The sequence below is a fragment of the Amycolatopsis eburnea genome (assembly GCF_003937945.1).
In the GTDB taxonomy this organism is placed as follows: domain Bacteria; phylum Actinomycetota; class Actinomycetes; order Mycobacteriales; family Pseudonocardiaceae; genus Amycolatopsis; species Amycolatopsis eburnea.
Genome location: NZ_RSEC01000032.1, coordinates 562,345 through 573,040 on the forward strand (window position 1 = coordinate 562,345; position 10,696 = coordinate 573,040).

Below are 10,696 nucleotides of genomic sequence, written 5' to 3' on the forward strand. Positions count from 1 at the left end.
CAGAGTCTAGCGGCCGGTCCGGCGCCCTACCTGGGCTTTGCCGAACTGGCCCATCACCCGGTCGGGCGTTGCGCGGCGACCGCCTCGGAGATCACCTCGGCGACGCCGCGGACGTCCACCAGCCGGTCGAGCTCGTCGAGGTCGACCGAAACGCCGTAGGTCACCTCGACGCGCGAGAGCAGCTGGATCCGCTGCCGGGACGTCATCCCGAGCTCGTCGAACGGCGTCGTGTCGGTCAGCCGCTCGGGCGGGATCTCCAGCGCGAAGCAGATGGTGCGCTTGATCTCGTCGACGTAGGTGCCCGGGTCAGCCATGCCGCCCATTCTCGCCCCACCAGCGGTCGCGGGCCGCGGCACGGGCCACCTTGCCGCTGGAGGTGCGCGGCACCGCGCCCGGCGGGACGAGCCACAGCGCGCGCAGCGGCAGGTCGTGCCCCGCCGAGACGGCCCGCCGCACCGCCTTCTCCACGGTCTCGTCCGGCGCCGCGCAGCCGGCCACGACCGCGACCCCCTCGCCACCCGCCCCGTCCACGGCGAACGCGGCGACCCGGCCGGCCCGGACGGCCGGGTGCGCGGCCTCGACGGTGGCTTCGATGTCCTGCGGGTAGTGGTTGCGGCCGTCGACGATGATCAGGTCCTTGAGCCGGCCGGTGACGTACAGCAGTCCTTCGTGGACGAAGCCGAGGTCGCCGGTGGCCAGCCAGCCGCCGTCCGCCAGCGGGGCGTCGTGGCCCCAGTAGCGGTCGGCGACGTTCGGCCCGGACACCCGGATCTCGCCGACCTCGCCGTCCGGCAGCGGCTCGCCGGTCGCTTTGTCGACAACGCGGATCCGCTGGCCGTACGGGCGCCCCACGGAGACCAGGCCGGACGTCGTCACGGTCGGGCCCTCGTCCCCCGTGCTCGTGACGAAGACCGTCGCCTCGGCCAGCCCGTAGCACGGCTTGTGCGCCGCGCGCGGCAGCCCGAACGGCGCGAACGCCCGCTCGAAGGCCGCGACGGTGGCCGCGCGGACGGGCTCGCTGCCGTTGAGCACCGAGTTCACGTGCGAGAGGTCGACGGGCTCCAGCTCCCCCGCCGCTTCGGCGGCCAGGTCGAAGGCGAAGTTCGGCGCCGCGGTGATCGCGCCCGGGTACTCCGCCAGCAGCCGGATCCAGCGCAGCGGGTCGCGCACGAACTCCATCGGCGTGAAGAACACCGACCGCGAGCCGAGGAAGACCGGCGTGCCGATCAGCAGGACCAGCCCCATGTCGTGGAAGAACGGGACCCAGCCGGCCAGCGGCGTCGACGCGTCGGCGTGGTAGCAGCGCGTGGTCTGCCAGCAGCTGGCGACCAGCGCGCGGTGCGAGATCACCGCGGCGGCCGGGCGGCGCGTCGAGCCCGACGTGTACTGCAGGTACGCCGGGTCGGCCATCGCGACCGCGGCGGGCGGCTCGGCGTCGTCGGGCCCGATGTCCTCGATCGCGAGCACGACGTCCGGCCGTCCGGCCAGCGAGGCGGTCTTCTCCAGCAGGTTCTTCGAGGTCAGGCACACCGACGGCCGGGCGTCGGCGAAGGCCGACTCGATCCGGGCGGCGTGGGTGCGGCCGGTCGGGACCGACAGCGGCACCGCGACGAGCCCCGCGTAGAGCGTGCCGAGGAACGCGACGACGTACTCGAGGTCCTGGCGGGCGACGATCGCCACGCGGTCGCCCGGCCGGGTGTGGTGCCGCAGCTCGCGGGCGACGCCGCGGACGCGGGCGAGCAGCCGGGGCCAGGTCAGCGTGTGCTCGGCGGGGCCGGGGAAGGTCAGGCAGGTGAAGGCCGGGCGGTCTTCGGCGGCGTTGCGGAGCAGGTGGTCCGTGAACGGCGTGGCCAGGACCTCGTCCGGGACGGCTGCGGGCGGCACGGGCCCATCCTGCCCTAGGTTGGGCGGGCGATGGACCAGTTCGAAGAGCACGGGATCCGCGTCGTCACCGGACGCGACGCGAGCGCGCGGGCGCTGCGCTCGCCGGACCTGACGTCGGACCCCGGTATCGGCTCGCCCAGCGTGCTGCTGCGCGACGGCGAAGGCCACACCCGGCTGCGCGGGGTGCTGCGGGAGATCATCGCTCGCCTGGAGCCGCTGCCGGCGCCGGTGCTGGCCGGGATCGAGGCCGTGGTGGCCGGGCTGGGCCCGGAGTTCGACCTGGTGCGCGACTTCGCCCGGCCGGTCGCGGGCGCCGTGACGTCCTCGGTGCTCGGGGTCGCCCTCGACGACGGCTTCCTGGACCGCCTGGAGGCGACGACGGCGAACCTCGACGTCTTCGGCGGCACGGACCGGGCCGGCCAGGCGGCCGCGTTCCGGCTCGCGGTGCAGCTCAGCCGCACCCCGGCCGGGCCGGGCGGCCTCACGGCGCTGCGGGACGCGCACGCGGCCGGGCGGCTGGACGAGGACGAGCTGATGTTCAACCCGGTGGTGCTCGCGCACGCCGCGTACGAGAACTCGCTGAACTTCCTGGCCTGCGCCGGGCTGGCGCTGGCCACTTCGGGGCCGAAGTCCGTGCGCGAGCTGGCGGCGGAGATCTGCCCGGCCCGGTACGTCCTGCGCTTCGGCCCGGAAGGCCCGGTGGCGATCTCGCTGGCCGACGGCCTGCCGTTCGGGCTCGGCCGCCACGCGTGCCCGGGGTCCGGGGTGGCGCTGGCCGAGGCCGAGGTCGCGCTGGGAGCGCTGGCGAAGCTCCTCGCCGGCGGCTGCTCGGTCACCGACGTCCGCTGGAAGACCCACCCGGTGTTCCACGGCCTGGCGAAGGCCGTGGTGACCAGGTCAGGAAACGGCTGAGACGACGCCTGCGAGGCGGTCGGCCGCCGCCTGGGCGGTGGACTGGGCCGGGGCCTCGACCATCACGCGGACCAGCTGCTCGGTGCCGGACGGGCGCAGCAGCACCCGGCCCTCCTCGCCCAGCTCGGCTTCCACCTCGCCGATGGCGTCCCGGACCTCGGTCGAGCCGGCGACCGCGGACTTGTCCGCGACCGGGACGTTCACCAGTACCTGCGGCAGCCGGTTCATCACGGCGGCGAGGTCGGCGAGGGACTTGCCCGTCTCGGCCATGCGGCTCATCAGGCGCAACGCCGTCAGCAGGCCGTCACCGGTGGTCGCGTGGGCCGGGAGCACGACGTGCCCGGACTGCTCGCCGCCGAGGGCGTAGCCGCTCGCGCGCAGCTCCTCGAGGACGTACCGGTCGCCGACCGCGGTCGTCACGACGTTCACGCCGTTGACCTTCATCGCCAGGTGCAGGCCGAGGTTGCTCATCACGGTCGCGACCAGCGTGTCCTTGGTCAGCTCACCGCGTTCGGCCAGCGCCAGCGCCAGCACCGCCATGATCTGGTCGCCGTCGATCAGCTCGCCGGCGGAGTCCACGGCCACGCAGCGGTCGGCGTCGCCGTCGTGCGCGATGCCGAGGTCGGCGCCGTGCGCGACGACCGCCTTGCGCAGCTTCTCGGGGTGGTTGGAGCCGCAGTGCTCGTTGATGTTGACGCCGTCCGGGTCGGCGTGCAGGGCCACGACCTCGGCGCCGGCGCGGCGGTAGACCTCGGGCGCGGCGGCCGACGACGCGCCGTTCGCGCAGTCGACGACGACCTTCAGCCCGGACAGGGAGTGCGGGGTCGCGCCGAGCAGGTGGGTCGCGTAGCGGTCGAGGGCGTCCTCGACGGTGGTGACGCGCCCGACGCCGATGCCGGTCGGGCGGACCGCGTCGGCGGAGAGGCCGGCCTCGATCTCGTCCTCGATGCCGTCGGGGAGCTTGTGCCCGCCCGCGGCGAAGAGCTTGATGCCGTTGTCCGGCATCGGGTTGTGCGACGCGGAGATCATCACGCCGAGGTCGGCTTCGAGCGCGCCGACCAGGTACGCGACCGCGGGCGTGGGCAGGACGCCGACGAGGCGGACGTCGGCCCCGGCGGACGTGAGGCCCGCCACCACGGCGGCTTCGAGCATCTCGCCGCTGGCCCGCGGGTCGCGGCCGACGACGGCGACCGGCCGGTGCGAGCGGTCGTGCGCGGCGAGCACCCGGGCGGCGCTGGCCGCCAGCGTGAGAGCCAGCTCCGGCGTCAGCTCGGCGTTGGCCAGGCCACGTACCCCGTCGGTACCGAACAGGCGTGCCATCGATCGACCTCCTTGTGGAACCACCACGACAACCTAGCGATCCTGACGGACCGGTGAAAACGCCGAAGCGCCCATCCGATGGACGGATGGGCGCTCCGGTCGGTTGCGCCAGAAGGCGCGATCAGCGCTTGCTGTACTGCGGGGCCTTGCGGGCCTTCTTGAGGCCGTACTTCTTCCGCTCCGTGGCGCGCGCGTCACGGGTCAGGAAGCCGGCCTTCTTGAGGGCCGGGCGGTCGTCCGCGTCGACCTCGACGAGCGCGCGGGCGATCGCCAGGCGCAGCGCGCCGGCCTGGCCGGAGACGCCGCCGCCGTGGAGGTTGGCGAAGATGTCGAAGGAGTCCGGCTTCTCGACCGTGACCAGCGGCTCGCGGATGAGCTGCTGGTGCACCTTGTTCGGGAAGTACTCCTCGAGGGTGCGGCCGTTGAGCTTGAACACCCCGGTGCCCGGGACGACCCGCACGCGGACCACGGCTTCCTTGCGGCGGCCGACGGTCTGCGCGTTGCCGCCGGCGGCGCGCGACGGACGCGGCGCGGCTTCCGACTCGCTGGTGGCGACCGGGGTCTCGCTGGTGGCCACGGCGCCGGTCTCGGTGGCCTCGACGACCTCGGGGGTCTCGGTCTCGGTGCTGGTCACAGACTGTTCCTCACTCACTGCGCGACCTGCGCGATCTTGGTGATCTCGCGCACCTGCGGCTGCTGCGCGGTGTGCGGGTGCTGCGGGCCGGCGTACACCTTCAGCTTCTTCGCCTGGGCGCGGCCGAGCTTGTTCTTCGGCAGCATGCCCTTGACGACCTTTTCGACAAGGTGCTCGGGCTTGGTGTCCAGGAGCTCGCCGAACGAGCGCTTCCGCAGACCGCCCGGGTAACCGCTGTGCCGGTACGCGAACTTCTGTTCGCGCTTGTTACCGGTGAGCGCGACCTTCTCGGCGTTGACGATGATGACGAAGTCACCGGTGTCCACGTGCGGGGCGTAGGTCGGCTTGTGCTTGCCGCGCAGCAGCGTGGCGACCTCGGTCGCGAGCCGGCCGAGCACGACATCCTCGGCGTCGATCACGTGCCAGGCACGAGTGACGTCGCCGGGCTTGGGGCTGTACGTGGGCAAGGGTCTACCTCGTCGTCAACATTGCGTGTGGGTTCTGTGCGGGCCTAGCGCTGATGCGCCGCAACGCACAACGACATATGAAGATACCCCCACGTCCACCGCGCCCGTGCATCGGGGGTGGGTGGGAGCGCTCATACTAGGCTCCGAGCGGCCCGGGCGCAGCCGGACTCTACCCGGTTTTCCGGCCGAACCGCCTGCACGCGTCGCCACGACACGCGAGGATGGGACCATCCGGGCGGCACACGCGAGCATGGGGACGGCATGAGGAAACGACCTACGGCGACCTTCGTCCTGGCTGCCCTCCTGGCCCTGGTCAGCGCCTGCGGCCAGGCGAAGGCGGGCACCGCGCTGGCGAAGGGCGACGACGCCGCGGACTACGTCGGCGGCAAGTTCGAGCAGGTGATCGGCAAGCTGAGCGACGCCATCACCGACACGCGCGACGTCACCAACTCGCTGGACGCCTACTTCAAGTTCGACGAGAAGTGGATCCACAGCACCGTGACGTCGGCCCGCACCGGCAGCCCGGAGAGCCGCGCGGTGCGGCACCGCTCGCAGAAGAACCCCGACGAGATCATCGACACCTACACGCCGGCCGACGGCACGGTCGAGTACACCTACCTCGGCCCGATGTACGTCCAGAAGGGCGTCTCGCCGACGGCGTGGGTGTCGATGCCGAAACCGGAGGCCGGCCTGGTCCAGCCGTGCGTCTGGGGCGGCGTGCTGACGCCGTGCCGGATGGCCGACTCGGCCTTCAGCGCCTACGAGGCCGACAAGCGGGCCGTGCGCGGCGCGAAGAGCCTCGGCGACGGCAAGACCGCGCTGACGGTGATGGTGCCGTTCGAGATCTTCGTCAAGAAGAAGGTCGAGATCCTGCCGAAGAGCATCACCGACCAGATCGGGCCGGAGCTGAAGAAGGCGCCCGTCCCGGCGACGATCACGCTGAACCCCGACGGCAGCCTCGTCTCGTTCGGGATGGAGGCCAAGTTCTCCGGCGACGGGCACAACGTCGAGCTCAAGTACGACTTCCGGTTCACCGGCAAGGCGAGCCTCCAGGACATGCCGAAGCTGCCGGACCCGTCCCAGATCACCGTGCTGCCCGACCGAGCGGCGATGAACGAGTTCTACCGCAAGCTCGGCGAAGCCCAGGGCAGCTGAAGCGTGACCACGACCCGAGGTGATCTCCGATGACCCAGCCGCCGGACCAGCAGCAGCCGCAGTGGTGGCAGCCGCAGCCGAACCAGCCCGAGCAGCAGGCGACCGGCCCGCACGCCGGGCAGTGGCAGCACCAGCAGCAGGCCGACCCCGGCACGGGTTCCTACACGGGCCAGTGGAACCAGGGCCAGCAGCCCGGCACGTCCGGGTCGTTCTCGGGGCCGTGGCAGCCGGGGCCGCCGGCGCCGTGGCAACCGCCGTCCCAGCCGACGCCACAGCAGCCGGGCACACCCGGCGGCGGCTGGCCCGCGCAACCCGCGCCGGGGCAACCGGGTCAGCCGGGGCAGCAGTACGGCGGCGGGTTCCAGCCGTCGCAGTACGGCGGGCTCGGCGCGTTCGCCGCGGAGCCGGAGAAGAAGCCGAAGTCCAAGAAGCCGTTGCTGATCGCGGGAGCGGCCGTCCTGGTGCTCGCCATCGGTGGCGGCGCGGCGTGGCTGCTGGGCGCGTTCCGCGGGGACGTCCTCGAGCGACAGTCCCTTCAGGACGGTGTGGTCAAGGTCCTCAACGAGAACTACGGCGAGCCGGACGTGAAGAACGCGCAGTGCCCGGCGAACCAGGCCGCGCAGAACGGGACGACCTTCGACTGCACCGTCACGATCGGCGGGCAGGAGAAGAAGGTGACCGTGCGGGTGCTCAACGACCGGCCGGAGTACGAGGTCGGCGCCCCCCACTGAGTTTTCCCTTACCCGGCAACGGAAAACGGCGGGCCCCGCACCGGAGTGCGGGCCCGCCGTGGTTTCCGGGGCTAGCGGCTCAGAACAGGCCCTCGACGGCCTTGTCCGTGCTCTGGTAGCCGTCGGCGATCTGCGGCAGGGCGGCGGCGATCTGCGCCAGGACCTGCTTCAGGTCTTCGAACTTCTGGTCCCAGTTGCGCTGGGCCTGGTCGTACTGGTCCTTCGCGGCACCGGTCCAGGTGGTGACCAGCGGCTTGAGGTCGTCCTTCAGGCGGTCGAACGCCTGCTGCAGCTCGTTGCCGGTGGTGCTGCAGTCTTCGGCGGCCGCGTGGATGGTGGCGTAATTGACGACAATGCCGGCGCCATCAGGCATGGTGTGCTCCTTTTGAGAATGCGGAAGTCAGGTGGTCTTGGTGGACGGGAAGGGTCAGCCGAGGCGGTCGAAGCCGCGGTTGACGGCCTGCATGATCTCCTGCTGCTGCTGCTCGGAGCGCTCGTACTTCGAGCCGGCTTCCTTGAGCAGCTCCGCGATCTTCTGCAGGGCCTGGTTCATGCCGCGGGCGTCCTCGTCGAAGCGCTGCATGACGTGGTCGAACGCCTTCTGCGCCTCACCCTGCCAGCCGGCGCGGGTGGCCTCGATGCGGTCGCGCAGCGTGGACAGGTTGGCGTCCATGCCGGCGCGCACCTCGGTGACGCGGCCTTCGGCCTCGGTGAACTGAGCCGGTGTTCCCTGGAATCCGACAGTCATGCCGGAACCCCCTTCGCAAGATTGATGGTCGTCCGTACCAGGCTTGTTCGTTGTACGGCCCTACGACGCAGACATTGCCATGACCGGTTCCCCCTTGTCGTGCTTTGCCCGCAAGTAGTTGCTTGCGTTAACGCTCGCCGCGGGAACCGGTCGCCACGGGTATTCGACCGAGGACCCGGCTCGGCGACACGTCACCCGAAAATGTGTTCTCTACCAGCGGGGTTAGCACACGCACAGCGACCAGTTGCACGCTCTCACTGATCGCGTTTCATGATTCGCATCTGGGAAAAGTCTTCGTCTTCGTCACCCGATCGAGGGGGCCGGGCCGGCGGTTGCGGAAGCGAAGGAACCGGATCGGGAACCGCCGGGACGGCCAGCCCGCGGGCGCGGCGGAACCGTTCGGCGGCGGCACGCAGCGCACCCGGCGTCGGGTCGCCGGACTTCACGCCGCGGCCGCTGCGCTTCAGCAGCTCGGCGTTCTCGCTGCGGCGCCGCTGGCTGCGCGCCTTCGCGTTCCCGGCGACGCGACGGGCGTGCGTCACCGCGTCCTGCCCGACCCGCTTGAAGGACGCCGCGGCGCTTTCGAATTCTTCGGACGGCACCGCGTGCCCTCCTCTCAGTTGAGGATTTCGACCGTGGACACGGCCTGCGTGCACGCGACGGCCACTCGGTCCCGCAACTGCGCCGTCGCGTACTGGCAGCCGATGTGCACCCGCACCTTGCCCTTCGCCACGACGTACCAGTCGACCTGCAGATCCGGCCGGCCCGGTTTGCTTTCGTGGTAACCGATCACGGTCCGGCCGGCGTAGGACAGGCTCGGCGTGAACGCGCTCCAGCGCTCGGTGTCGGCTTCCGCGCTGCGCTTGAGTTCGTCGACCAGCTTCTGCGGATCGGCGGTCGCGTCGTAGTCCATCACGTATTCCTGCGCGACCAGCAGGTCGTTGCCGTCCCGGGACTCCTGCGGGTGGATCACCACCTGCCGCTCGGCGACCCGGTCGTCGGTCTGGACCCAGTCTTCCGGCGAAACGAACTTGAAGTCGTACTGCGAGAGCGTGCGGCCGCTCACGGCGTCGTTCCCGGAGCTCTTGAACACGAAGAAGCCGGCGACGACGAGCGCGGCCACGGCGACCACCGCGATCCCGGCGATACCCCACAGCTTCCGCTTGCTCTTCGCGGCCGGTTCGGGCGCGGCGCGGCCGGGACCGGACGACGGGCCCGGCTGGCCGGCGGGCGGGGTCCACGGGCGGGCCGCCGGCTGGCCGCGGGGCGGCGACGGCGGCGGCACCGGGCGGTTCGGGAACCCGCTCGGCGCGGGCGGGGTGCGCGGCGGGGCCGGGCGCGGGGCGACGTCGCCGGGCCGGACGACCTCCGTGCGCTGCGCCGCCGGGCCGGCGGTGCCGCCGGGGACCGCGCCCAGCCGCGCCATCGCTTCGCCGGGCAGGGCGCCGGTGCGGTCCGGGTCCACCAGCACCGCCCGCAGCGCGCCGCGCGCCACCACCGTTTCGGGCTGGTCGAGGCTCGTCGGCACGACGCCGGTGCGCTCGTGCACCAGCCGCGAGATCATCGGGATCCGGCTCGACCCGCCGACCAGGAAGATCGCCGTGAGCTGCTTCGGCCGCAGTCCCGCGTCGCCGATGGCCGCGACGGTCAGCTCCACCGCGCGGCCCAGCGGCGTGGCGATCAGCCGCTCCAGGTCCTCGCGGGTGACGTGGGCGTCGGCGAACGGCGGCGGCATCGGCACGTCCGTGTAGGCGTGCCGCGAAAGGGTTTCCTTCGCACCGCGGACGTCCTGGCGCAGCACGCGGCGGCGGCGCCGGTCGACCAGCTCGCGCCCTTCGACGAGCTGGCGCCACGCGTCCGGGTCGGCGGCCGACACCAGCGAGCCGACGTGCTCCAGCAGCGCCTGGTCGATGTCCGCGCCACCGAACCCCGGGTCGCCCCGGGTGGCGAGGACCTGGAACCCGCCGCGCTGCGGCCGGCCGGCGCGGTCCCGCGCGGTCTCCGGCGGCAGCCGCCGGACCACGCTGACGTCCACCGTGCCACCGCCGAGGTCCAGCACCGCGAGCGCGTCGCCGGGGCGGCCGCTGAACTCGACGGTGCGATCGTTCGTCACGTCCTGCGGCGCGAACGTCGCCGCGTGGTAGACCGCCGCCGCGACCGGCTCGGGCACCAGCGCGACCTCGCGCGCCAGCCCGCCCGCCGCCTGCCGCAGCAGCCGGGTGCGGATCGCGCCCCAGTCCGCGGGGTGCGTCAGCACCAGCAGGTCGACCTCGGCGTCCCCGGCGAGGCGGCGCGCCTCGGCCACCGCGCGGCCCAGGACGGCGTGCACGACGTCGGTCACCCGCAGGACGCTGTCCCCGAGCAGCAGCTCGCCTTCGTCGATCCGCCGCTTCGGGTTCGGCTCGTACCGCGACGGGTCGACCGCCGCCTGCCGCTCGGCCTCCTGGCCGACGAACAGCGTGCCGTCCGCGGCCGCGAACACCGCCGAGGACATCAGCGGCTGGCCGTCGATCACCACGACCTGCGGCTCGCGCCCGTTCACCGAGGCGACGACGCAGGTGCTCGATGTCCCGAAGTCCACCGCAACCCGGACCGTCACCAGCAGCTCCCGCAGTACTCGTCGCGTTCCCCCGCACCCCGCCGTCGGGGCGCCCCCACGGGGAGGAACCTACCCCCCGCCGCGGGACGCCCCGAAGCCGTGCTCAGTCGGGCTGGATCCACGACACCTGGATCAGCTGCTTGCCGTTCTTCCGGGTCAGCAGGTTGCCCCGGCCCGGCGGCATCGCGCTCGGCTTGATGTTGCCGACCAGCGCGCCCTCGTCGCGGGAGCCGTTCATCACCATGC

At 72.4% G+C, this 10,696-nt stretch carries 12 protein-coding genes; 3 read left to right on the forward strand and 9 right to left on the reverse strand.

Annotation, left to right across the window (positions count from 1 at the left end; translation table 11 throughout):
• Nucleotides 1-53: 53 nt before the first annotated feature.
• Both EIY87_RS10500 and EIY87_RS10505 read right to left on the reverse strand, forming a co-directional pair.
• Nucleotides 54-314: an acyl carrier protein gene (locus tag EIY87_RS10500; protein ID WP_125307460.1), complete on the reverse strand. Its 261-nt coding sequence runs from the start codon at nt 312-314 to the stop codon at nt 54-56.
• A complete protein-coding gene (locus tag EIY87_RS10505; RefSeq protein ID WP_125307461.1) occupies nt 307-1,884 on the reverse strand; it encodes a fatty acyl-AMP ligase in 1,578 nt (525 codons plus the stop codon). The genes EIY87_RS10500 and EIY87_RS10505 overlap by 8 nt, the downstream gene beginning before the upstream one ends.
• A gap of 30 nt (nt 1,885-1,914) precedes the next feature.
• On the opposite strand from EIY87_RS10505, the gene EIY87_RS10510 reads away from it, so the two are divergent.
• Nucleotides 1,915-2,796 carry a cytochrome P450 family protein gene (locus EIY87_RS10510; RefSeq protein ID WP_125307462.1) on the forward strand — a complete coding sequence of 294 codons (882 nt, stop codon included), beginning with the start codon at nt 1,915-1,917 and terminating at the stop codon, nt 2,794-2,796.
• Here EIY87_RS10510 and glmM read toward each other — a convergent pair.
• The 3 genes from glmM to rplM form a co-directional block, all read right to left on the reverse strand.
• Nucleotides 2,782-4,116 (reverse strand): phosphoglucosamine mutase, encoded by a 1,335-nt coding sequence (gene glmM, locus EIY87_RS10515; protein ID WP_125307463.1) that lies wholly within the window; start codon nt 4,114-4,116, stop codon nt 2,782-2,784. The genes EIY87_RS10510 and glmM overlap by 15 nt on opposite strands.
• Before the next feature lie 121 nt (nt 4,117-4,237).
• The gene (rpsI, locus tag EIY87_RS10520; RefSeq protein WP_125307464.1) at nt 4,238-4,750 is read right to left on the reverse strand and encodes a 30S ribosomal protein S9; all 513 of its coding nucleotides are present in this window, start codon (nt 4,748-4,750) and stop codon (nt 4,238-4,240) included.
• Between the two features lie 14 nt (nt 4,751-4,764).
• Nucleotides 4,765-5,217 (reverse strand): 50S ribosomal protein L13, encoded by a 453-nt coding sequence (gene rplM / locus EIY87_RS10525; protein ID WP_086857631.1) that lies wholly within the window; start codon nt 5,215-5,217, stop codon nt 4,765-4,767.
• 261 nt (nt 5,218-5,478) lie between these two features.
• Between rplM and EIY87_RS10530 the strand changes: the two genes are divergently transcribed.
• Together EIY87_RS10530 and EIY87_RS10535 are read left to right on the forward strand one after the other, a co-directional pair.
• Nucleotides 5,479-6,372, forward strand: a complete 894-nt coding sequence (locus EIY87_RS10530) for a hypothetical protein (RefSeq protein ID WP_125307465.1) — start codon at nt 5,479-5,481, stop codon at nt 6,370-6,372.
• A gap of 29 nt (nt 6,373-6,401) precedes the next feature.
• The gene (locus EIY87_RS10535) at nt 6,402-7,103 is read left to right on the forward strand and encodes a DUF4333 domain-containing protein (RefSeq protein ID WP_125307466.1); all 702 of its coding nucleotides are present in this window, start codon (nt 6,402-6,404) and stop codon (nt 7,101-7,103) included.
• Between the two features lie 79 nt (nt 7,104-7,182).
• On the opposite strand, the gene EIY87_RS10540 is transcribed toward EIY87_RS10535, so the two are convergent.
• The 4 genes from EIY87_RS10540 to EIY87_RS10555 form a co-directional block, all read right to left on the reverse strand.
• Nucleotides 7,183-7,476 carry a WXG100 family type VII secretion target gene (locus EIY87_RS10540; protein ID WP_086857634.1) on the reverse strand — a complete coding sequence of 98 codons (294 nt, stop codon included), beginning with the start codon at nt 7,474-7,476 and terminating at the stop codon, nt 7,183-7,185.
• Nucleotides 7,477-7,530: 54 nt separating this feature from the next.
• Complete coding sequence (locus EIY87_RS10545; protein WP_086857635.1) at nt 7,531-7,851, reverse strand: WXG100 family type VII secretion target; 321 nt, start codon at nt 7,849-7,851, stop codon at nt 7,531-7,533.
• Between the two features lie 254 nt (nt 7,852-8,105).
• A complete protein-coding gene (locus EIY87_RS10550; protein ID WP_125307467.1) occupies nt 8,106-8,453 on the reverse strand; it encodes a hypothetical protein in 348 nt (115 codons plus the stop codon).
• Nucleotides 8,454-8,467: 14 nt separating this feature from the next.
• Nucleotides 8,468-10,450, reverse strand: coding sequence for a type VII secretion-associated protein (locus EIY87_RS10555; protein ID WP_125307468.1), 1,983 nt, complete (start codon nt 10,448-10,450; stop codon nt 8,468-8,470).
• Nucleotides 10,451-10,696 lie beyond the last annotated feature (246 nt).